General features: G+C 46.4%; 19 protein-coding genes. 14 read left to right on the plus strand and 5 right to left on the minus strand.

The features are described 5' to 3' along the window. Positions 1-53 precede the first annotated feature (53 nt). Genes lspA through ispH form a run of 3 tightly spaced genes read left to right on the plus strand, consistent with a single transcriptional unit; the run spans position 54 to position 1,934 of the window. Positions 54-551: a signal peptidase II gene (lspA, locus tag A596_RS02685; protein WP_039912462.1), complete on the plus strand. Its 498-nt coding sequence runs from the start codon at positions 54-56 to the stop codon at positions 549-551. Further along, positions 544-993, plus strand: a complete 450-nt coding sequence (locus A596_RS02690; RefSeq protein ID WP_039912464.1) for an FKBP-type peptidyl-prolyl cis-trans isomerase — start codon at positions 544-546, stop codon at positions 991-993. The genes lspA and A596_RS02690 overlap by 8 nt, the downstream gene beginning before the upstream one ends. 2 nt (positions 994-995) lie before the next feature. Next, positions 996-1,934: a 4-hydroxy-3-methylbut-2-enyl diphosphate reductase gene (gene ispH, locus A596_RS02695; RefSeq protein WP_039912466.1), complete on the plus strand. Its 939-nt coding sequence runs from the start codon at positions 996-998 to the stop codon at positions 1,932-1,934. Between the two features lie 17 nt (positions 1,935-1,951). Here ispH and A596_RS02700 read toward each other — a convergent pair whose 3' ends face one another. Continuing rightward, complete coding sequence (locus A596_RS02700) at positions 1,952-2,584, minus strand: GspH/FimT family pseudopilin (RefSeq protein WP_084127956.1); 633 nt, start codon at positions 2,582-2,584, stop codon at positions 1,952-1,954. Positions 2,585-2,667: 83 nt separating this feature from the next. Between A596_RS02700 and A596_RS21860 the strand changes: the two genes are divergently transcribed. From A596_RS21860 to A596_RS02730, 6 genes are all read left to right on the plus strand, one after another. Then, a complete protein-coding gene (locus A596_RS21860) occupies positions 2,668-3,279 on the plus strand; it encodes a GspH/FimT family pseudopilin (RefSeq protein WP_052417173.1) in 612 nt (203 codons plus the stop codon). 16 nt (positions 3,280-3,295) lie between these two features. Next, the gene (gene pilV / locus A596_RS22535) at positions 3,296-3,730 is read left to right on the plus strand and encodes a type IV pilus modification protein PilV (RefSeq protein ID WP_160280065.1); all 435 of its coding nucleotides are present in this window, start codon (positions 3,296-3,298) and stop codon (positions 3,728-3,730) included. Next, entirely contained in the window at positions 3,690-4,820 is a 1,131-nt protein-coding gene (locus A596_RS02715) for a PilW family protein (RefSeq protein ID WP_084127960.1), read from the plus strand. Before pilV ends, A596_RS02715 begins: the two co-directional genes overlap by 41 nt. A 68-nt stretch (positions 4,821-4,888) precedes the next feature. Continuing rightward, positions 4,889-5,428 carry a pilus assembly PilX family protein gene (locus tag A596_RS02720; protein WP_160280066.1) on the plus strand — a complete coding sequence of 180 codons (540 nt, stop codon included), beginning with the start codon at positions 4,889-4,891 and terminating at the stop codon, positions 5,426-5,428. Between the two features lie 54 nt (positions 5,429-5,482). After that, entirely contained in the window at positions 5,483-10,012 is a 4,530-nt protein-coding gene (locus A596_RS02725) for a pilus assembly protein (RefSeq protein ID WP_039912472.1), read from the plus strand. Between the two features lie 21 nt (positions 10,013-10,033). Then, the gene (locus A596_RS02730) at positions 10,034-10,474 is read left to right on the plus strand and encodes a type IV pilin protein (protein WP_039912473.1); all 441 of its coding nucleotides are present in this window, start codon (positions 10,034-10,036) and stop codon (positions 10,472-10,474) included. A 52-nt stretch (positions 10,475-10,526) separates the two neighbouring features. Here A596_RS02730 and A596_RS02735 read toward each other — a convergent pair whose 3' ends face one another. Both A596_RS02735 and A596_RS02740 read right to left on the minus strand, forming a co-directional pair. Then, entirely contained in the window at positions 10,527-11,927 is a 1,401-nt protein-coding gene (locus tag A596_RS02735) for a sigma-54-dependent transcriptional regulator (protein ID WP_039912474.1), read from the minus strand. 13 nt (positions 11,928-11,940) lie between these two features. Further along, positions 11,941-13,590 carry a sensor histidine kinase gene (locus tag A596_RS02740; protein WP_039912476.1) on the minus strand — a complete coding sequence of 550 codons (1,650 nt, stop codon included), beginning with the start codon at positions 13,588-13,590 and terminating at the stop codon, positions 11,941-11,943. Positions 13,591-13,766: 176 nt separating this feature from the next. On the opposite strand from A596_RS02740, the gene A596_RS02745 reads away from it, so the two are divergent. Beyond that, positions 13,767-15,395 (plus strand): NAD+ synthase, encoded by a 1,629-nt coding sequence (locus A596_RS02745; RefSeq protein WP_039912557.1) that lies wholly within the window; start codon positions 13,767-13,769, stop codon positions 15,393-15,395. Between the two features lie 51 nt (positions 15,396-15,446). On the opposite strand, the gene A596_RS02750 is transcribed toward A596_RS02745, so the two are convergent. Next, a complete protein-coding gene (locus tag A596_RS02750; protein ID WP_039912478.1) occupies positions 15,447-16,352 on the minus strand; it encodes an outer membrane protein assembly factor BamD in 906 nt (301 codons plus the stop codon). A 162-nt stretch (positions 16,353-16,514) separates the two neighbouring features. On the opposite strand from A596_RS02750, the gene rluD reads away from it, so the two are divergent. The 4 genes from rluD to clpB all read left to right on the plus strand — a co-directional run bounded on the left by rluD (position 16,515) and on the right by clpB (position 21,629). Further along, positions 16,515-17,480 (plus strand): 23S rRNA pseudouridine(1911/1915/1917) synthase RluD, encoded by a 966-nt coding sequence (rluD, locus tag A596_RS02755; RefSeq protein ID WP_039912479.1) that lies wholly within the window; start codon positions 16,515-16,517, stop codon positions 17,478-17,480. Further along, a complete protein-coding gene (gene pgeF, locus A596_RS02760) occupies positions 17,473-18,231 on the plus strand; it encodes a peptidoglycan editing factor PgeF (RefSeq protein ID WP_039912481.1) in 759 nt (252 codons plus the stop codon). Before rluD ends, pgeF begins: the two co-directional genes overlap by 8 nt. Positions 18,232-18,322: 91 nt before the next feature. Next, positions 18,323-18,856, plus strand: coding sequence for a magnetosome magnetite crystal formation protein family (locus tag A596_RS02765; RefSeq protein ID WP_052417175.1), 534 nt, complete (start codon positions 18,323-18,325; stop codon positions 18,854-18,856). A 115-nt stretch (positions 18,857-18,971) separates the two neighbouring features. After that, complete coding sequence (clpB, locus tag A596_RS02770; RefSeq protein WP_039912483.1) at positions 18,972-21,629, plus strand: ATP-dependent chaperone ClpB; 2,658 nt, start codon at positions 18,972-18,974, stop codon at positions 21,627-21,629. A gap of 75 nt (positions 21,630-21,704) precedes the next feature. Here clpB and A596_RS02775 read toward each other — a convergent pair whose 3' ends face one another. Beyond that, a complete protein-coding gene (locus A596_RS02775) occupies positions 21,705-22,136 on the minus strand; it encodes a DUF4124 domain-containing protein (protein ID WP_039912484.1) in 432 nt (143 codons plus the stop codon). Between the last annotated feature and the right edge of the window lie 362 nt (positions 22,137-22,498).

Here is a 22,498-nt window from a genome sequence, read left to right on the forward strand (position 1 = left end):
ACTTCCTCCCGTTGAAAAAGGGTAGGCCAGGGAGGGATTAAGGTAATCATGTAATGACCGAAAAAGTTTATCAAAAAGCCTGGTTGTGGTACGCAGTGGCAATTGTGATTGTGCTGTTGGATCAGGCGAGCAAGCATGCCATTGAAGCTGCATTTGAATATGGCGAAACAAAAGTATTTACATCATTTTTTAATTTTACGCTGGCATACAACACGGGTGCTGCTTTTAGTTTTTTAGCGGATGCAGGTGGTTGGCAGCGCTGGTTCTTCGGCATTATCGCCATAGTCGCCAGTGTGTTATTGACTGTCTGGATTGCCCGTGTTGCGGCAACCAAAGTGCGCGAGGCCTTTGCGCTCGCGTTTATCCTGGGTGGTGCAGTAGGCAATCTTTATGATCGCATTGTGCATGGGCACGTAGTGGATTTTATTGTTGTGCATTACCAGGATAATTACTGGCCGGCCTTCAACCTTGCCGATTCGGCAATTACCTTGGGTGCGGCAGTATTAATTATTGATATGTTGTTTGTGAAAGAGAAGAAAGCCGATGCGTGAGTTAGCCATAGGGCCTGGAACCAAAGTCACTTTGCATTTTTCATTGCAATTGGATAATGGCGATATAGTCGATTCAAATTTCGAACGCACGCCTGCTACATTTACTGTTGGCGATGGCAATTTGCTGCCCGGTTTTGAGAAAGCAATTTTCGGTATGTTCGAAGGTGAACACAAAACATTAGTGATTAAACCGGAAGATGGTTTTGGCCAGCGCAATCCGAACAACATCCAGGAAATCGCGCGCAGTCAATTCAGTCCGGATCTGGAGTTAAGTGAAGGCTTAATGTTGTCATTTGCCGATGCGCAAAAAACTGAATTGCCTGGCGTCGTTCAACGTTTTGATGATGAGGTCGTTGTTGTCGATTTTAATCATCCGCTGGCGGGACGCGATATTTTATTTGAAGTTGCCATCCTCAAAATTGAACCGGTGCAGGTGCATTAATCATGACTCAAATCAAACTTGCCAATCCTCGTGGTTTTTGTGCCGGTGTTGATCGCGCGATTGATATTGTAAATCGCGCGCTCGATGTTTTTGGAGCGCCTATTTATGTGCGTCATGAAGTTGTGCACAACAAGTTTGTGGTGGATTCGCTGCGCGAGCGCGGCGCCATTTTTGTCGATGAAGTTGATCAGGTTCCCGACGATGTTATTTTAATTTTCAGTGCCCATGGTGTTTCCCGTGCAGTGCGTAAAGAGGCGGAAGATCGCGGTCTGCAAATTTTTGATGCGACTTGCCCGCTGGTAACCAAGGTGCATATTGAAGTAACACGTTACAGTCGCGAAGGAAAAGAATGTATTTTAATTGGCCATGAAGGCCATCCCGAAGTAGAAGGTACTATGGGGCAATACAATACGGCGAGCGGCGGTGCGATATATCTGGTTGAGGACGAATCCGATGTTGATGCACTGGTTGTTAATGATCCGGAAAATCTTGCCTACGTAACCCAAACAACGCTTTCAATGGATGACACTGCCAAAGTAATCGAAGCGTTGCGCAATAAATTCCCTAAAATCCAGGGGCCTCGCAAAGACGATATTTGTTATGCAACTACCAACCGCCAGGATGCCGTACGCCAACTTGCATTGGAATGTGATTTGGTTTTAGTTGTGGGCTCACCCAATTCGTCAAATTCCAATCGTTTGCGTGAGCTTGCTGAGCGCTGCGGAACAGAAAGTTATTTAATTGACGGGCCTGATGATATTAATCCGGAATGGATAAAAAATCGTACGAGTATCGGCATTACCGCGGGTGCCTCCGCCCCGGAAATTCTGGTTAAGCAGGTTATCGATAAATTAAAAACCTGCGGCGCAGAAGTTCCGGTGGAAATGGATGGCACGCCCGAGAATATTAGTTTTTCTTTGCCTAAGGCGTTGCGATTTTAATTAGCTCTTACGCTGATTCACACCTCGTCGTCTTGGCATTCGGCTGCCGAGAGTGTTGCAAGTCTAGCCCTTCCTCCTCGAGATAAAATAATTACATAGCCTTCGCTCTTATCATCAGGGCAAATTTCCATAGTTCCAATTAGCATCGCGCCTCCATGGCGCTTGCCTGTTTTTCTCCCTTCACCTGTGCCTATGAATGATATGTAGTCTCGTAATGGTGCATTAGTCTTTATGGTTACCCCATCTTGTCGTTCGGTTTTCTGGATCGTTTTTTCAGGCTCCTTTAATTCTCCGTCATCATTAAGATCAATGAAAAGTATCCATCCATTATTCCAATCTTTTGCAATGGGGCGCATAAGTGCCCGCTGATTGTTAAAAACAGCTGTAGAGCGTGTGGTTTCTATTGCTTCCAATATTGTTAAGGCGGCTGTTTTCGTGCGATTTTGTTTGATGACTTTGTTAAAGCCTGGAAGTCCAATTGTTAAAAGCAGGGCAACGATGACGAGTGAAACGAGTAATTCGATAAGTGTATAACCGCGCATGGTCATATTTTCCGTCCTTGGTAATGTTGAAGTGCGCGTCACGCGCGGCCATTCATACTGCGGCGCTGACCGGATGTCGACCTTAACCATGCTTGCTTGGTAGAGCATGTTAGGCTGCAAAAATATAATCAACCATAAAAAGGCTGTCTACCATTTGTTGGTGGACGTGCTTGGATCGCAGGATTTTAGCTATGCGAAGTTATCATCGCGGATTTACATTAATAGAGCTCATGATTACGTTGGCTGTGCTAGCCATAGTAATAAGTATTGCTATTCCCAGTTTTAATGAACAAATTCGCAATAATAAATCCCAAGCCTTTGGGGGCGATTTTGCATCTGCCCTGAATTACGCACGCACAGAATCGATTAAGCGAGCAAGGCGTGTTTCTATTTGTCCAAGTATAGATAAAGCTACTTGTGCGACCGCTACTGATTGGGCCAAAGGATGGATTGTGTTTGTCGATTCTGCAGCAACTGATAGTGCAACACCTCCTGTATTGGCGGCAGGAACCGATACCGTGCTTCGTTACTGGAAGCAAGCTGATCGTATGGCTGTTCTTGGTTTTGCACCAGCTAAAACGGTAGCGGCAGCAAAAGTAAAAACCGGGCGAGCCATGACTATTCCAGCTACAACAGCAGTTAATTTTGTTCGTTTTACTTCCTCGGGGCTGCTGGCTGCTATTTCCGGAAATACCAGCATCACTTTTGAAGCAAAAATTACAGGTTGTACAGGATTTAACACTAGTGTTATTTCCATTGGGGTTGCGGGGCTTATTAGTACTGATTACATCTTGTGTGAATAAGGTATACGGTGGATACGTGAAAACAATTCATCAAAGACAAAAAGGTGTGGGGCTTATAGAGGTATTAGTGACTGTACTTATTATTGCAACAGCACTTCTAACTCTTTCTGCTTTACAAATGCGTTCGTTGCAATTTAATCACAGTGCTTATTTGCGCTCACAAGCAAATATTCTTGCTTACGATATTTTGGATCGTATTCGGATTAATCGTAATCGTGTTGCTGAATACTCGCTGGACTTTGCTACAGCAACACCAGGTGGTTCTAATTTGTCGAGTGTGGATATTCGTGAGTGGCGTGAGCTCATTGGTAAGGTTTTACCAAAAGGTTTGGGAAAGATTCAGTGTACCGGGGCGGGAATTTGTGCTGTCGCAATTCGTTGGACGGAACAAAATCAAACTGGTGAAGCTGATGAAGACATTGCCACTTTTGAATATACGACGAGAATTTAGTGAATCGACTATGGCAAATATACAAAAAGGTTTTTCACTCGTTGAATTAATGATCGCCATTACTCTGGGGCTTGTGCTTATGGCTGGCGTTCTTCAAATGTTTATTGGTAGTAAGGCTGCCTATACAAACCAGCGTGCAGTAGCGAGTGTTCAAGAGTCAGGGCGATTGGCATTGGAATTTATGACTCGTGATATTCGAATGGCCGGGTACATGGGTTGTGCCAGTCGTAGTATTGGTAGTATTGAGAGTACAATTAAAGGCACTAATTTTCAGTTTGATATGCTAGATGAAACATTGGTTCCGGATGTCTTTGCATTAGATGCAATACATGGATTTACAGCGGAGCCTGCCGGTTATGATTTATCACCGGATCCATTGCCCGATACGGATTTATTTGTTGTTACCCTCGCTCGAAACGCCGATGTTTCTCTCACAAAAGATAAAGAAGCGGCCAATTTTTTCACCACACTAAACGTTAGCGAAGCAGGTGCATGTCCAAATGGCGATGCTCGCCTTGACGGGTTGTGCACGAATGACATTTTGCTGGTCACTGATTGTAAAAAGGCGCGTATTTTTCATGCTACAAAAGTGGATAACGCATCAGGAGAAATCAAAATCAATCATGACGGCTCTGGCACACCAGGTAATTTCCCTACTAGTTGGGGGGGCGCGTCAAGTCCCGATGACCACTTCAAGGATGGGGCACAAATTTTAAAAATGGAGCGTGTAATTTATTACCTGGCAACGGGCCGCTCTGGTCGTCCCAGTCTTTGGCAGCATGTCGGCGGGGTCTCGTTGGAGATTCTGGAAGGTGTTGAGGATATGGCTATAACCTATGGTCGTGATACTAATGGCGACAAGGTTCCAGACACTTATAACACTGCAGCAGAAATAAATTCCGCAGGCGCTACTACCTGGTTGGCGGTCTCCAGCGTGCGTTTGCAGCTTTTGGTACAAAGCACAGATGATAATGTTGTGCCGGAAAAGCAAGTTTATAGTTTTGCAGGTAGTGATCCCAAGAAGGCTGCTGACTTGCGTTTGCGCCAGATTTTTGTGAGTACGGTAGGTATTCGTAGTCGTTTGGATTAGGGCAATCTATTTGCAGGTAATTAATAATGAAACAGCCATTTATTTCAAAACGAAAGGCAGTATGTACTGTGCAATCGCAACGTGGAATGGTGCTTATTGTTGGTTTAATTATGGTGTTACTGATGTCCATCATTGGTGTTGCCGCAATTCGTGGCAGTAACACCCAGGAGGCGATGGCGGGGAATATGCGTGATCGAAATCAGGCATTTCAGGCAACGGAAGCCGCTTTGCGCACAGCGGAGTTAAATGTAGCTGCTAACGGTTCAAAAATGGTGTTTGAAAATAAAAATGGATTATTAACAAATCAAAATTTAAAGGATGCGCCTTTTGGCCCTGTTGCTAGATGGGCTGGCGCAACTTGGGACACCAATTCGATCGCTATAAATAAATCTGACATCGATTTAAAGCTAACCAAAATGCCTGCCTATGTTGTTGAGAAAGTTGAAGTGGAGGGGCCTGCTGCTGCTGCAATGGGCGAGTCTACGGAATACGGGGCCAATGTTGAACAGGCCGGTAATAGTGTTATTTATCGAATTACTGCTCGTGGCTACGGTGGTAGCGAAAAGTCAGAGGTAATTCTTCAATCCACATTTCGTGCAAAACATTAATCGTAAACCTCAGCAATTTGTTGGGCTGCAAAGATTGTCAGTAAAGGTGACTATATGTGTATTCAACAGATGATCATGACTAAAACACAAGTAATAAAGAAATTGCTTGGAATATTGTTATTAGGTGTGAGCCCTTATGTGCTTTCTATTGAGCTGGCTCAAACTCCCCTGTTTGTAGGGCAAGCAGTGAAGCCTGTAGTGATGTTAGCTATGTCTCGTGACCAGGAACTCTATTACAAAGCATATCCGGATTATTCAAACCTGGATGGAGGGCTTCTGCGCCCTGAAGACCTTACCTACCGTAATGCATTTAATTATTACGGTTATTATGATTCCAATTGGTGTTACGTTTATAAGTCAGCCAGTACGATGAGTGAAAGCTATTTTGATCCCATTTATGCAGCGGTGAATCACACTTGCAACCAGGAAAGCCAAAGAACACCGAAGCAGATAATAGATAAAGAGCCTGTGACTAAAGCCTGGAGTGGGAACTTTTTAAACTGGGCCACCATGACACGCATTGATATTTTACGTAAAGTACTTTTTGGTGGTAAGCGAGCGGTGGATACTGCTGTCACCACCAGCAAGGGAGTCAAGTCTGCAGCCGTTACTATCCTTGAGCGGTCATATCTACCAAATGAAAGTCACGCGTTCGCAAAAGTCTATGATGGATCGTCAGGGGCAATTAGCAATTATACGCCTTACAGTGGTGAGGCTATAAAAAATGGAATCACTATTTGTAATGTGTCTAACCGGTCTGGTGTTAATGGTTATCCGACTATTCGTGTTGCACCTGGAAAGTGGGCAAACTGGTCGCACACTGAGATTCAACAATGCCAGTGGCGTTCTGACGCCACATATAAAACAAATCTTGATGTGTCCCGCACTACATCACCTACGTTAAGCTCTAAATTGGAAGAGCTGGTTGCTAAAGTTAAAGTATGCGTGCCTGGAAAAGATGCGGAAGGTAATATTTATAATGCTATTACCAAACCAACTGGAGGTTGCCATTCTTATGAGGCAGATTCATTTAAACCAATTGGCATTTTGCAAAAAAAATACGATAGCATTAATTTCGGTTTGGTAACCGGCTCATGGGGAAAGCCTGGCAATGGTGGTGTTCTTCGAAAAAAAGCGGGACCATTGGCCGGCCAAAGCTATACAACTGACACTGATACTGTAAATGAATTTTTTACATCGACAGGTGTATTTAATTCGAATGTAAAAGGCATTATCCATAATTTGAGCTTATTCCGTATTGCTCAATTCTCTTTTGCCCCTACTGATAGCAACAAGAGTTACCCTAGCGATCCACCTCTTGACTGGAAGAATCCCATTGGTGAAATTTACGCTGAAACCTTGCGTTATTTGGCGGGTACAAAATCCCCATTATTCGATGCGGCTGAAATTTCAGAGACTAGTTCGCTAACCCGCGTGACCGAATGGGATGACCCAGTACCAAAATCTTCATGGTGTGCAAATTGTTCAATTGTAGTTTTGTCCAGCGGGCCCAATTCTTATGATGGCGATGATCTAACTGATTCGGTCTTAACGACAATTAATGAAGGATTAACGAAGTCAATTCTTAATGATTATGTGGACGCTATAGGAAGCAAGGAGTTTGGTGCTGTAACCAAGCCTTTTTATTTTGGCGCAAAACGAGGGGAAACAGATTACTCCAATCAATGTAAATCTGAATCATTGAATCTATCTGCATTGTTAGGTAGATGTCCTGAATTTGCTTATGGCGAGGGCACCTATGCAATCGCCGGATTAGCACACTATGCGAGAACACAAGATATTCGCAGTGGGTATTCAGGAAAACAAACGATATCCACTTACGCAGTCGAATTATCTGAAGGCTTGCCTAATTTTAATATACCTGTGGGTGGCAAGGTTGTTTCTATTGTGCCCGTTTGTACTAATAGCACAGCAGCAAAAAGCCACTCCAATCCATGTTCTTTGGTTGGCGTACGCGTAGAAAAAATTACTGTTGACGATGATGGTAAACCTGTCTCAGGTTCTTACCTGTTTTTCTGGGAGGATAAGCGGTGGGGATCTGATTACGATATGGATGCGGTACAGCGGCTTGAGTTTTGTGTCGGCTCTGCTTGTGCAATCAGTGTTGGAACCGACCAAATTAAGATTACTAATACGCTTCCTTATTGGGCAACAGGTACCCATAGGATGCATATGAGCTATAACATCCAGGGGGCTGACACAAACGGACTGCAAACCACACAATGGGTAACGCGTGGTTCCTATGATGCGCATAATTTGGGCTATGAATCTTCGTTGAAGAGTTTAAGTTGGTATAACTCTATTCGTCCCGAAGGCACCGATGATCTGCCTTCGAATATAGGCGAGAATTACTATCACCGGGAACACACTTATACTGCTAAAGCTGCTGATGAGCCAAGTTTGACTGGCCTGAAAAGCCCGCTGTTTTATGCCGCTAAATATGGCAAATTTAATGACGGAAATAACAATGGCTATCCTGACGATAAAAACGATGGACTCAAGTTAGATAGTGAATGGGATTTAAGAAATATTAAGGGTGAAAAAGGATCTGATGGGATACCTGACAACTATTTTTTAATGAAAAACCCATCATTGCTTGAAGAAAGTTTATTGATCATTTTTAGCGATATAGCAAGCGAGACCGCAAGTGGTTCCGGGGTGGCAACAAACTCTACCCGCCTGGATGAGGGAACGTACATCTACCAAGCCATGTTTAATACAAAGGGCTGGTTTGGTGAGATTAAAGCTTTTACTGAATCAGGTGAGGCAGATGTAGATTTCAAGGAAGCCTGGTCTACAAAAGGTAAAATTGTTTCTGAAAGCGGGCGAAAAATTTATAGCTTTAATCCCGCTGCAAGGAAAAGCTTTGAATTTAATGTCAGCAACATTGATTTACTGAGTGACCAGCAAAAAAATGATTTAGGTAGCTCCGCTGCCAATCGAGAACAACTGATAAATTGGGTTCGCGGTGTCGACAGTATGTCTGGGTATCGTAAGCGCGAATTGAAGGACGGTACCAAAAATTTACTGGGAGATATTGTTACCTCAACACCAGTATTTGCTGGCGGCGCAAATGAAGGTCATGATAAGTTGATCGGTGCTGATTATGGTGGCGATAAATACAAGGCATACCTCGATACCGTAAAAAGCAAGCGTACAAAAATATTGTATGCCAGTGCTAACGATGGAATGTTGCACGCTATAAATGCCGATTGCGTGAAAGGTGGCAGTATTGGCGATTGTGGGAAAGAGGTTTTCGCTTATATTCCATCCCCTGTGTACCATAAATTCCCCAAATTGGCCTCGCCAGGTTATGGAGAATCTATTGCACACGAGTATTTGGTGGATGGTCCGCTTGCCATCGGGGATGCTTATATCAAAGTGGGTGCTTCACCTCGACAATGGCGCAATATATTAGTTGGCACTATGGGAGCAGGTGCTCGAGGGCTATTTGTTTTGGATGTCACTAACCCTGATAGGTTTGGTACGGAAAACGTACTTTTCGAAGTAACAGCATTAGATATGGAAGAGGTTGGAAATATATTTGGCCGTCCTTACATCGCCCCAATTGATGGGCGCTGGAAAATTGTCGTGGGTAATGGATATAACAGCAAAAATGGACAAGCATATTTGCTGGTGATTGATTTGGAGGAACCTTTTAATAAGGAGTTTAGTAAAGCGATTCCGACCAATGACGTAACCGATAATGGATTGGCTGGTCCTGCTTTGTACCGCGCTGTAAATACAGGGCCTGTTGAGACCGCCTATGCAGGTGATCGTCAAGGCAATATGTGGAAGTTTACTTTATCCGGCGGACCATCAAAGTGGGCGCCTGCATTTGGTTCGTCAGAAAAGTATGAGCCTTTATTTATTGCCGCTGAAGGTAAAAATTTACAACCAATTACTGCGAGCCCGACATTGGGTTATAAAAATGGTGATTCGGTCGGAGGAAGTAATGCGGTAATGGTTTATTTCGGTACTGGTAGTTACATGACGCTCGCCGATAGTATAAATACGTCTACTCAAAGTTTTTATGGTATTGCTGATATTGGTTCGAAGGTAACTTATTCGAGTGATCGCAGTGGGGCGCTTCATGAAAAAATCATGAAAACTGAAGCTGTGCGCACCGTTGATGATATAGGTGAAGATGCAAAGGCTCCAAAGTGGAAAGAAGACACAGATTTAGGGTGGTACGTGGATTTCGATCCTGGTGAGCGCATTACCAACAAGGCAATCATGGCATATGACCGTGTGATATTTTCCACGCTCATTCCTAATACTGATGGCTGTTCATTCGGAGGTAAGGGATGGTTGATGGAACTTGTGGGAACGGGCGATGCAAATATTTCCGGGACTAAAAGTTCATTGCTTGGAAAAAGCGGAGCGCCATTAGATGTGTTTATTCCTGGGGAAATAGCGCGCTTGAAAAATGCCAAATCAGGTTTGTCGGGTACTGATACGCTCATTTATGGAACGGCTGATGGTGGCTTGAAATCTTTAGCTTTTGACGGGCTTAATGCTAACGATGAATCAGGCCGATTATCATGGCGACAATTACAATAATCCATAATCAGGACCTTGATGATGAATAACCCTAAATCAGGATTTACATTAGTTGAATTAGTTGTTGTGGTGGCAATTGTTGGTATTCTTGCGGCAATTGCTTACCCAAGTTATATGAGTACGGTGCGGAAAAGTAATCGCGCTGATGCGACCAGCACACTAAGCCAATTAGCTATTCGGTTGCAGCGTTGTTACACAAGCTACAGTAGTTTTAGTCCGGAAGAAGGCAAATGCGATATTATTGATAAGCTTAAGTTATCCGATGGGGTTGTTTCTGAAGCAGGTTTCTACGTTATCAAAGGAAGCAGTTTTACTGCGACTACTTACACTTTAACCGCTACGCCGGTTTCTGGTAAGCAGCAGGCGAATGATGATGAATGTAAATCTTTCGTGCTTACTCATACGGGTGAAAAGAGTGCATTTGATAGCGCATCGGCTGATGCATCAGATATTTGCTGGTAGAACGTCTTAAGTTTGGCAAAAATAAAAAAGCTCCATACGGAGCTTTTTTATTTTATTCATCATCCAACCCCAATTTCTGCAACCTGTACCTTAGCGATCTAAAACTTATCCCCAAATGTTTGGCTGCTAACGTTTTATTCCACCTCGCTTTTTCCAACGCATTGCATAATATTTCTTTTTCGACGTCCTGTAAGTAATCATCCAATGACGGGTATTCAGCGCAGCGAGCGGGGTAATCGACTGCGCCTGCATTGCTGCGTGACGTTGTTTTTCCTGGGTGCGAATACGTTTTTTCCGGTTGATCATTTGGGGTGTCACGTAATTGCAAATCATGGCTATGAATCGTATTGCTTTCGCATAGCGTAAATGCGCGTTCCAGAATGTTTTCCAATTCACGGACGTTGCCTGGGAAATGATAGCTGTGAAGCAGTTGCTGCGCACTTGTAGATAATTTCGGGGCAGGCAGATTTATTTCTGCAGCCAATTTGTTAAGTAAATGTTGCGTAAGCAGAGGGATATCTTCACGGCGTTCACGTAGTGGTGCAACCGCGAGTTGAATAACGTTCAAACGATAAAATAAATCCTGGCGAAAGCGACCCTCTTTAACTTCTATTTCCAGATTTTTGTGTGTTGCACAAAGAATACGCACATCAATGGCAAGTTCTTCAGCCGCACCCACCGGGCGTACCGATTTTTCCTGGATTGCACGCAATAATTTTACTTGCATGTCGAGCGGTAAGTCGGCGACTTCATCAAAAAATAAGGTTCCTCCTTCTGCTGCCTGGAATAAACCAATCTTGTCTTGATGTGCCCCCGTAAAACTGCCTTTCTTGTGGCCGAAAAATTCGCTTTCCATTAATTCACGCGGGATAGCACCGCAGTTGACAGCGACAAAGGGATTGCTTGAGCGAGGGCCAAGATCATGAATGGAATGGGCAACCAGTTCTTTTCCGGAACCGGATTCACCGCTGATATAAACCGGAGCCTGTGAGCGGGCAAGTTTTTCGATGCTGCGAATTAAATCCTGGATTGCTTTTGAATCACCGATAATTGGGGTGACCGTGGGTAATGGTTGCGGGGCTAATTGGCTGGATTCGATTGCAGTATTAACCAGTTTGCGTAACGTCGCTAAATCTACCGGTTTGGAAATAAAATCAAATGCGCCGGCTTTCATGGATTCGATGGCAGTATCTATGCTGCCGTGTGCAGTAATGACGGCAACGGGAAGCTGTGGTTGGTGTTGCTGGATAAACTCAACAATTTCCAATCCGTTGCCATCAGGCAAACGCATGTCAGTCAGGCATAAATCATAAGTGTGTTGCGCAAGTAATTGCTTTGCTTGATTAACGTTTGCGGCACTATGAGTGTCAATTTGCATTCTACCCAGCGTGATTTCCAGCAGTTCGCGAATATCGGGTTCATCGTCAATAATCAGGACTTGTTTTTGAGCCATGGTGGATCCTTATTTAATTCGCTTTTTCGGGATGAGCAAGCTGCAAATGAAAGCAGCTTTCGCCGTGCGCCGTGCGCTTGTAGGAAATAATTGCCTGATTGGCCTCGCATAATTCCTTGCAAATATAGAGCCCCAAACCTGAGCCGGTATTCTCGGTGGTAAAGAATGGCTCAAATAAATGGCGAACATTTTCGTCGCTAATACCGGGGCCAAAATCGACTATTCGAATATAGGGCTGTTGGTGGGTGACGTCTATACCAATTTCAATTCTCAGCGCAGGCTTGCCGTGGCGAATACCATTGTCAAATAAGTTGGTGAGCACCTGTTGTAGCTGACTGGTATCAAATTTTGCATGTAATTGTGGGGGTGAGCTTTCATCGTCATAAGGATAGTCATACTGCTGTTCACCAATATTTTTTTCCAGTAATTCGATTTCCAATTGGTTGCCATTACTTTTGCCCGATTTGTAATCGGAAATAAAATTGGGCAGCCAATGTTGCAAAATAATATGCTCGGGTTTTGCTGCTCTGCGGCGTGACAGTTGCAGGATATTTTCAATAATCTGGTTAACTCGTTTGCTGTGATTATTGATGATGTCCAGCAAGCGGTGATCGCTCTGGGGAATCGTTTGCGATTCTCCCAGTAATTGGCTTGCATGACTGATAGCGCCAAGCGGGTTGCGGATTTCATGGGCAATACTTGCTGTTAGTCGTCCCAGCGAGGCCAGTTTTAATTGCTGGGCCTGTTGGTTCAGTGAGCGTACATCTTCTAGGAAAATTAATATTTCAGTTGGATTGCCTTGCTCCAGGTGCGCAAAGTTCACTTTGATTTCTGTAGCGGTTTGCCCCTCAATTTTCATTTGGGGGGAATGATCATTTATGTTTCGTATCCAGGATTGATACTTGCGGTAGAGTTCTGGAAATCGCTCCAGTTTGATATTGTCACCGGGGGATACATTTGCGCCCAGCAGCTTGATAGCTGATTGATTCCAAAGCTCCATTTCGAGATTTTTATTCAGGACCACTATTCCGGTTCGCATGCGTTCAACAATCAACTGTGCAAGTTTTTGCAGGTGCGCCGCGTGGTCTGCCTGGGCTTGGGCTTCAGCGTAGGAGATGCGAATTTTTTTGGTGAGGTGTTGGAAGAGCAAGGCGGTTAAAAATGCCAGGGCGCCGAGGGTGCCAGAAGCAAAAATTGCTTTATTGTCCTGTGTGAGAATCAAAAAGCGATATGCCCCCTCACTTAATACAACTAGGGCAGTAATGGCGGCGAGAAAAAATGAAATCCGCTCTCGCAGCATAATGCCGCCAGCGGCGATGGCGACTAACAGGAGATAACCCAACCCGCTAATCGCCCCGCCGCTGGAATGCATAAGCAGGCTGATAGCGGCAACATCTACAAGCAGGGAGCCGAAAAGTTTCCGTTGGGAGGGCGCGAATTTGAGCTGCCACATCACAATCAACGTCATGCAGTTGATAGCGGTATACGCGGCCGATGTGTACAAGAACAACGTTGGATTTTCATAACCCAATATTCTGGGGGCAAACTGTAGTTCAAACATTATCAACACAAGGCTGCCCAGCAAGGTGCGATAATAGGTGTAAACCCGCAGCAAATCGTAGGGGTTATAGTTGCGGGCATCGCTGTGTGCAAGCTTATTCATCTGCGGGTTGGTCCTGGGTGAGGAATGGTTGTGCAAAATCCGCTTGGCTTTAATAGGCTGTATCGCGGACAATGCGCGCCTTTGGCGAGTTTACAGGGCATTACGCCTGGTTGCTGCGCGCAACGTCTACTGCCTGCACTCGTATCCCGTTTTCTCCGGTTATTTTCAGGGCGCTTATGTTGCCATTAAAGTTAGTTCTCTCCCAAGTGAATACGCTCGTAGGTGATATTCCCGGCAATACTGCCAGCGTCATCGCCGTCGCACGGGCGACGCTTGATCAATGTGCAGTTGATGCGATTTTATTTCCCGAGCTGACACTGACGGGTTATCCACCTGAAGATTTGCTTTTACGCCCAAGCCTCGGGCAGCGGATTGAACGCGCCTTGCAAGAGATACAACTGGCAAATTTGCCGGTGGTACTGGTAATTGGTTATCCGCGCGTTCGTGCTGGCAAGTTATATAACATGGCGGGCGTTATCCGGAATGGAAAGCTGATTGCCGAATATGCCAAGCAATGCCTGCCCAATTACCAGGTATTTGATGAGAAACGTTATTTTATTGCCGGCGATACGCCCTGTGTATTCGATTTGAACGGTGTGCCGACGGCGCTCAGTGTTTGTGAGGATATCTGGTTTCCTGAGCCAATGGCGCAAGCCAGGGCTGCGGGAGCAAAGTTGATGCTCAATCTTAACGCGTCACCCTATCATCAAGGCAAGCAGCAGGAGCGTGAAGCTGTAGTGGCAGCGCGTGCGCGCGAAGGTCAAATGCCGGTGGTGTATGCCAATCTGGTCGGTGGCCAGGATGAATTGGTGTTTGATGGCGGGTCCATTGTGGTTGATACATCTGGCCAGACCCGTTTCCGTGCCCCGGCGTTTACTGAAGGCCAATATTCAGTTGATCTGTTTTGGGATCAGCAGCAAATCTCCGTTCCATCCCAACCATTGGCGATAATCCCTGACAATTTGGCAGCGGTATATCAAGCACTGGTTGTCGGTATGCGCGATTACGTGATTAAAAATCGTTTCAAAGGTGTGGTTCTGGGGTTATCCGGTGGTATTGATTCTGCGTTGACATTAGCGATGGCGGTTGATGCCTTGGGCGCGGATCGCGTTGAGGCGGTAATGATGCCGTTTCGCTACACCTCTGATTTGAGTAAAAACGATGCAGCTGATGAGGCTGCGCGTTTGGGCGTGCGTTACAGCTCCATCTCCATTGAGCCAATGTACGAAGCTTTTATGGCTGCATTAAGTGATGAGTTTGCCGGTACCAAACGTGATACTACCGAGGAAAACCTGCAGGCTCGTTGTCGTGGTGTTTTGCTCATGGCGATTTCCAACAAGAAAGGTTATCTGGTGCTGACGACTGGCAACAAGAGTGAAATGGCGGTTGGGTACTCCACGCTTTATGGCGATATGGCTGGTGGTTTTGATGCGCTGAAGGATGTTCCCAAAACGCTGGTGTTTGCGTTATCGCGTTACCGCAATACCATCAGCCCGGTCATCCCGGAAACAGTCATTTCTCGCCCTCCTTCAGCGGAGCTGGCTCCGGATCAAAAAGACGAAGACAGTTTGCCTCCCTACGATATTCTTGATCAGATCCTGGCGTTGTACATCGAGCAGGATTTGAGCGCAGAAGCCATTATTGCCCGTGGCTTTAATCGTGAGCAGGTTGAGCGGGTGGTGCGATTGGTTGATATCAACGAATATAAGCGCCGTCAGGCACCGATTGGTATTCGCATCAGCCAACGGGGATTTGGTCGCGACCGCCGCTACCCGATCACTTCCGGCTGGAAGATGGGAGATTAATCCCTAAAAGAAAAAGGCCGCAATAGCGGCCTTTTTACAAGCGTTGGAGCATCATTCCGGACGGGCAGCCAGGGCAGATGCCGGTTTATATTGGGGGTCATACTGTTTCCGGGTATCGAAACCGGTAATCTCATCTTTGCTGAAAATGCCGAGCGTTAACCATGCCAGTACACGCGATTTGCCATTGTTGTACATAAACTCCTGATTAAAGCTGCCATCTTTTTCCAGCGCAGGATAATCAGGGTAGTTAAGCTTCAGGATTTCCAGTGTTTCTTCTGCCTGGGTATTCATTTTCAGCAAATAGTAGCCTTGCACCATGGTCGCTAAAGCATCAGGGATCGCCGGGGTTTGCGGGAAGTTTTCCAATACATAGCGGCCGCGGCCCAGGGCAGCGATGTAGGCGCCGCGCTTGAAGTAGTAGTTGGCAGCATGGATTTCATAGCGGGCCAGATAGTTGCGCAAATAAATCATGCGTTTTTTGGCATCGGCGGCGTAGGTGCTATCAGGGAAACGATTCAGTAATTGGGTGAAGTTGGCGAGCGATTCGCGCGCAGCGCCCGGGTCGCGCATGGTGGTATCTACCGGCATTACGCGCTCAAACATACCTTTGTCTTTGGTGAATGAGCTCATACCCAGCATATAGTAGGCATAATCCACATTGCGGTGCTGTGGGTGCAAACGGATGAAACGGTTGGCAGTGGCAATGGCTGCATCCGGCTCATCTGAACTATATTGTGCGTAAATAAGCTCCAGTTGCGCCTGGTCTGCATAGGTGCCGAACGGGAAGTTTTCTTCCAGCGAGTTCAGGTTTTTGATCGCAGATTCCCACTGGCTGTTTTCGAGTTGTTTGGTGGCGGCGTTGTACAAATCCGCTTCGGTAGTGTATTCAGGCTCCTTGGAAGAGCAGGCAGTCAGCAGGACGGCAGTGCTGAGCAACAAACAGGGCAGGACGCGCATAGGGTTATAGACTCTTATCTCGACAATTTTAGGCCCCGATTCGCGGGGCAGGGTATTTAAACACAGAGCTTGGCGGATACCAATCTGGCAGACAGAAAAGCTCCTGATTTCCACTGTGTTGACGCTAGCTCCGGTCAACACAGCATTACTTGAGGTTATTGAATGAAAGATGTGTTTGACCTGAGTGCCCAGGTCCCGATCCAGATGAACGGCATGCGCTTCGACCAGATCGCTTCGGAGTTGTTCCCCGACTTCTCCCGTTCGCGTTTACAAAGCTGGATCAAAGATGGTCAGCTCAAAGTGGATGGCCGTATTGCCAAACCCAAGGATAAGTTAATCGGTGGCGAGTTCCTGGAACTCAAAGCGGAACTGGAGGCCCAGGGTGAGTGGGAGCCGGAAGAGATCCAACTGGATATCATCCATGAAGATGATGACCTGATTATCATCAACAAGCAGGCGGGGTTGGTTGTGCATCCGGCTGCCGGCAATTACACCGGAACCCTGGTGAATGCGTTAATCAATCATATTCCCGGCCTGGTGAATTTGCCGCGCGCCGGCATTGTGCATCGCCTGGATAAAGAGACAACCGGTTTAATGGTGGTTGCCAAAACCCTTGAGGCCCATACCGATTTGGTAGAGCAATTAGCGGATCGCACCGTAAGCCGTGAATATGAAGCTGTCGCTGTTGGTGCGATGACCGGTGGTGGCACGGTCGATGCACCAATGGGTCGCCATCCGATCCAGCGTAAACTGATGGCGGTATTGAGTGCGGGCGGCAAACGCGCTGTAACTCACTATCGTGTTGCCAAACGTTATCCAAGCCATACCCATATTCGCGTAAAACTGGAAACTGGTCGTACCCACCAGATCCGTGTGCACATGGCTCATATCGGGCACGCTTTGGTTGGTGATCAAACCTATGGCAGCCGTTTTAAAATCCCTAAAGGTGCTAACCAGCATTTAATCGACACGCTGAAAAACTTTCCTCGCCAGGCATTGCATGCTTTTAAATTAGGCCTGGAGCACCCCGGCACTGGCGAATATACCGAGTGGACTGCGCCGCTACCGGAGGATTTCAAAAATTTATTGGATGCATTAAATACAGGTTATACCCTTGCTGATGACTGATTTATCCGGAATTACACCTGAATGGCCGATCCCTGCCGGTGTCCGGGTATATATCAGTACGCGTATCGGGGGCTTTAGTCAGGCGCCCTTCGCCAGTAACAACGTTGGTGTGCATGTTGGCGATGATCGGCTTGCCGTTGAGCGCAATCGCCAACAACTGGGTGAGCAATTGGGGCTTGCAAAAGTACCCCAATGGCTGCAACAAGTGCACGGCGTGAAAGTGGTAAACGCCAAAGGTGACGGTGTGGTGCGCACCGCCGACGGTAGTTACAGCAGTCAGCGTGGCCAACCTTGTTTGGTAATGACTGCTGATTGCCTGCCAATCTTATTGTGTGACAAACAAGGCACCCAGGTTGCCGCATTGCATTGCGGTTGGCGCAGCCTGGCAAAAGGGATTTGCGCGCGTGGCTTGCAAAAATTCAGCGGCAACCCGGGCGATATTCTTGCCTATCTTGGCCCTGCTATATCCCAGCCTTATTTTGAGGTGGGGGTGGATGTACTGGAGGCATTCTTTAAAAGTGCGCGCAGTCACGAGCATCGTGAACACATCGCTGCCGCCTTTATTTCTGCTCGACGCCCGTTGCACTTTTTTGCAGATATCTACGCACTTGCTCGCGCCGAATTAAATGCATTGGGGGTTGTTGCAATTTATGGTGGCGACTACTGTACTTACGCTGAAAAAGATCGTTTTTATTCCTATCGGCGCGATAAAACCACGGGGCGGATGGCAAGCCTGATTTGGTTGGAATAATTCTCCGGGTTGAATCCAAATACAATGTATTTGAATCTTATGAATTGACGGCGATTGTTATTTATTTAAAACCTCTCACAAGGAATCTATTATGGATCTTGATCAAATCGAAAAGCTGAATGACCTGAAACAAAAAGGCCTGATCACGGAAGAGGAATATCAGCAAGCGAAAGAGCGTATTCTGGGCGCACAAGCGAGTGCACAGGCGAATGCACAAGTCCAGCCGCACACTATTATGCAGACCAACAATTACGATTACGCCATGGTGTTGCACCTTACCCAATTCTGTTCCTGGCTGTTTCCATTTTTGGGGATCATTGTGCCGCTAATTATGTGGCAATCCAAAAAAGATGACGCTTATGTTGATCAGCAAGGTCGAGTGGTTATGAACTGGGTATTCAGTGCCATTATTTACGCGATCGTCGGAATCATTTTGTGTTTTGTCGTCATCGGTATTCCATTATTGATTTTGTTATTTATTTGCTCGATTGTGTTTACCATTATGGGTGCTATCGATGCCAACAAAGGCATCATCAAAAACTATCCACTTACTATCAAATTCTTTGATGTGAAAGAAACGCCACGCCCTGGCAGCGCTGACGCGAGTACCACTAGCCAAAATTGATCTGGCGCAACTATTGATCTTTCTTTTCAAGCAAGCCTGTCGGCCTGCTTGAAAAGTTACTTCCCGCCCCCACGTTTGCTTCAACCGATTCGTCACATCGCGCTTGAGGTAATCCATGCGTATCGACCGTTTAACAAACCAATTACAAGTTGCTCTCTCTGATGCCCAATCAATTGCATTGGGCCAGGATCACAGCCAGCTCGACCCCGGCCATTTATTACTTGCCATGATCGACCAGAAGGGTGCAGGCAGTGTGCGCCTGTTGTTAAGTCAGGCCGGTTTTGATGTTGCCGGGCTGCGTACATCGCTGAATGAATACCTGGAAAATTTGCCGCAAATTAAAAATCCAACCGGCGAGGTAACTATGTCGCCGGATATGGTGCGCTTGTTAAACCTTGCTGATCGCCATGCGCAAAAAGTAGGTGATAAATTTGTCTCCAGTGATTCAGTGTTGGTTGTACTGATGACAGAGTCCCAGGGGGCTATAGCTGAATTACTGAAAAAATTTGGCAATGCACAGCGCCTGCAGCAGGCGATACAAAAAGTGCGTGGCGGTGAAACAGTCGATGATGCTGATTCCGAAGGTAATCGCCAGGCATTGGAAAAATACACGGTAGATTTAACTGCGCGCGCCGAAGCGGGCAAGCTGGACCCGGTGATTGGTCGCGACGATGAAATTCGTCGTACTATTCAAGTTTTACAACGCCGCAGCAAAAATAATCCGGTATTAATTGGCGAGCCGGGCGTTGGTAAAACCGCGATTGTGGAAGGCCTTGCACAACGTATCGTAAACGGTGAAGTACCGGAAGGCTTGAAAGATAAACGTTTATTGTCACTCGATCTCGGTGGCCTGCTCGCCGGGGCAAAATTTCGCGGTGAATTTGAAGAACGCCTGAAATCAGTGATCAATGAACTGAGCAAACAGGAAGGCCGCATCATTTTATTTATCGACGAATTGCACACCATGGTCGGTGCCGGAAAAGGTGAAGGCGCTATGGATGCCGGCAATATGCTCAAGCCGGCATTATCGCGCGGCGAATTGCACTGCGTGGGCGCAACAACGCTCGATGAATATCGCAAGTATATTGAAAAAGATGCAGCGCTCGAACGCCGCTTCCAGAAGGTGTTGGTGGATGAGCCTAATGAAGAAGATACCATCGCGATTCTGCGTGGTTTAAAAGAGCGCTACGAAGTGCACCATGGTGTTGATATTACCGATTCAGCAATTATCGCCGCCGCAAAATTATCGCAACGCTATATCACCGATCGCCAATTGCCAGACAAAGCGATTGATTTGATCGACGAGGCTGCAAGCCGTATCCGCATGGAAATAGACTCCAAACCGGAAGAAATGGATCGCCTGGAGCGCCGTTTGATTCAATTAAAGATTGAGCGCGAAGCGGTAAAAAAAGATGAAGATGAAGCGAGCAAAAAACGCTTGGCTAAAATCGATTTGGATATCGATAAAATCGAGCGTGAATATGGTGACCTGGAAGAGATCTGGCGCGCAGAAAAAGCGGCGTTGCAAGGCTCCCATGAAATCAAAAGCCATCTGGAGCAGGCGCGTTTTGAGTTGGAAGAAAAGCGTCGTAAAGGTGACCTTGCACGCATGAGCGAATTGCAATACGGCATTATTCCGCAACTTGAAAAGCAACTGGATATGGCGAGCCAGGCGGAAATGATGGAAATGAAATTGCTGCGCAATAAGGTATCTGATGAGGAGATCGCGGAAGTGGTTTCCAAGTGGACGGGGATTCCGGTTTCCAAAATGCTTGAAGGTGAGCGCGAAAAATTATTGCGAATGGAAGAGTCCCTGCATAAACGTGTTATTGGCCAGCACGAAGCGGTAGTTGCTGTCGCCAACGCGGTGCGCCGTTCGCGTGCAGGATTAAGTGATGCCAATCGCCCTAACGGATCGTTTTTGTTTTTAGGTCCGACCGGTGTTGGCAAAACCGAATTGTGTAAATCATTGGCAGAATTTTTATTCGATACTACGGATGCATTGGTGCGTATCGATATGTCCGAGTTTATGGAAAAACATTCGGTTGCACGTTTGATTGGAGCGCCGCCGGGCTATGTAGGTTATGAAGAAGGTGGTTACCTCACTGAAACTGTGCGCCGCAAACCTTATTCGGTGGTTTTACTGGATGAAGTGGAAAAGGCGCATCCGGATGTATTCAATATTTTGTTACAGGTTCTCGATGATGGACGTTTAACCGACGGGCAGGGGCGTACAGTGGATTTTCGTAATACGGTCATTGTAATGACGTCTAACCTCGGCTCGGATCGTATTCAGGAACTGGCCGAAGACAAGTCATTTGATACTGTGAGTTTTGATAGCTTTGTGAGTGATGATTTGAATAATTCACTCAATAATGAAAATCGCTACAACGCAATGAAAGATGCGGTAATGGAAGTGGTGGGCGCACATTTTCGCCCGGAATTTATTAACCGTATCGATGAAGTCGTTGTATTCCATCCCCTTGGTCGCGAACAAATTCGCGGTATTGCGGATATTCAATTGGAGCTGTTGCGCAAACGTTTGGCAGAGCGCGAATTGAGTCTGGAATTGGAAGAGGAGGTAATGGATAAACTTGCCAGTGTCGGGTTTGATCCAGTGTATGGCGCACGACCATTGAAGCGCGCCATACAGCAACTAATTGAAAACCCGTTGGCGCAAGACATTCTTGCAGGCAAGTTTGCTCCCGGCTCAATTATTTACGGTAAGTTGTTGGGCGATAAAATTGTGTTTGAACCAAAGCGTTTGAATTAGCACTTTATCGTGCAATAAAAAACGGCCACCTGTTATGCAGGTGGCCGTTTTTTTTGCTGGAACGCTTCGAAAAAATCAGCAGGCTTGATTTGCAACCGCTTGGAACATCGCTCTCTGTTTGGCTTTCTCAGCGTCATCCATGATGACTTTTTCACCTTTTTCATTAGTTGTTCTAATCGGCGCTCCGGAATCGATGATTTCCAGGTTTTGCCTGGCCTTGGTGCAGCGCTCCGGATCTTTGAGCGAATTGGCATCTCCGGAATCAGCTTGTTCTTGCGGTGCATTTTGTGGTGTTGGTGTGGCCGATACCGGGGTTGGATCACTGTGGCCGGTACGGGTTTTTACCAATTTGGCCTGTACATCTTTGGGTGGATGTTCTCCGTAGTGAACCACCCCTTTGGTGTCAGTCCAGGTATAGACCTTGCCATCTTTGGCAACACCGGGGTTTGACAGGGTAACGGCCATCAATAAAACAGAGGATGCCATCAAAACAGAGGAGAACTTCATGATCATTGCCTTGGGTTATAACCAGTTGAATGCAGCAACTATAGACGCTATCGGGCACCAGTGAAACTGCGACGCCCAAATCTGTGAGCGAGTGCAAGGCTCTGTATCGCCTGTCATAACGCTTCAATTTCATAATATCTGCTAAAAAATGAACAAAAACTGGCTATTTTCTTGACATTGCTGTTTATCTTGGGAGAATTGCCATTCCGCTAGATGGTCTGCAGATGTCCCTAAGCTGGGGCGTTACTCTGCTTCCCGCCAAGTCACCCTCTTGGCGACCCATCTAATGGCGCGGTTCCTACCAGAACCTGCCTGAGAAAACCTGTGCATACCTGCCTGGTTTTCGCTGATCCGATCCTGAC

Origin of the sequence: Cellvibrio mixtus subsp. mixtus J3-8, from assembly GCF_000766945.1 — a bacterium.
Classification (GTDB): domain Bacteria; phylum Pseudomonadota; class Gammaproteobacteria; order Pseudomonadales; family Cellvibrionaceae; genus Cellvibrio; species Cellvibrio mixtus_A.

Coding starts and splice junctions, on each gene's coding strand:
- lspA (WP_039912462.1), top strand. CDS start 54: ATGACCGAAAAAGTTTATCAAAAAGCCTGGTTGTGGTACGCAGTGGCA.
- A596_RS02690 (WP_039912464.1), top strand. CDS start 544: ATGCGTGAGTTAGCCATAGGGCCTGGAACCAAAGTCACTTTGCATTTT.
- ispH (WP_039912466.1), top strand. CDS start 996: ATGACTCAAATCAAACTTGCCAATCCTCGTGGTTTTTGTGCCGGTGTT.
- A596_RS02700 (WP_084127956.1), bottom strand. CDS start 2,584: ATGCTCTACCAAGCAAGCATGGTTAAGGTCGACATCCGGTCAGCGCCG.
- A596_RS21860 (WP_052417173.1), top strand. CDS start 2,668: ATGCGAAGTTATCATCGCGGATTTACATTAATAGAGCTCATGATTACG.
- A596_RS02715 (WP_084127960.1), top strand. CDS start 3,690: ATGAAGACATTGCCACTTTTGAATATACGACGAGAATTTAGTGAATCG.
- A596_RS02725 (WP_039912472.1), top strand. CDS start 5,483: ATGTGTATTCAACAGATGATCATGACTAAAACACAAGTAATAAAGAAA.
- A596_RS02730 (WP_039912473.1), top strand. CDS start 10,034: ATGAATAACCCTAAATCAGGATTTACATTAGTTGAATTAGTTGTTGTG.
- A596_RS02735 (WP_039912474.1), bottom strand. CDS start 11,927: ATGGCTCAAAAACAAGTCCTGATTATTGACGATGAACCCGATATTCGC.
- A596_RS02740 (WP_039912476.1), bottom strand. CDS start 13,590: ATGAATAAGCTTGCACACAGCGATGCCCGCAACTATAACCCCTACGAT.
- A596_RS02745 (WP_039912557.1), top strand. CDS start 13,767: ATGTTGCCATTAAAGTTAGTTCTCTCCCAAGTGAATACGCTCGTAGGT.
- A596_RS02750 (WP_039912478.1), bottom strand. CDS start 16,352: ATGCGCGTCCTGCCCTGTTTGTTGCTCAGCACTGCCGTCCTGCTGACT.
- rluD (WP_039912479.1), top strand. CDS start 16,515: ATGAAAGATGTGTTTGACCTGAGTGCCCAGGTCCCGATCCAGATGAAC.
- pgeF (WP_039912481.1), top strand. CDS start 17,473: ATGACTGATTTATCCGGAATTACACCTGAATGGCCGATCCCTGCCGGT.
- A596_RS02765 (WP_052417175.1), top strand. CDS start 18,323: ATGGATCTTGATCAAATCGAAAAGCTGAATGACCTGAAACAAAAAGGC.
- clpB (WP_039912483.1), top strand. CDS start 18,972: ATGCGTATCGACCGTTTAACAAACCAATTACAAGTTGCTCTCTCTGAT.
- A596_RS02775 (WP_039912484.1), bottom strand. CDS start 22,136: ATGAAGTTCTCCTCTGTTTTGATGGCATCCTCTGTTTTATTGATGGCC.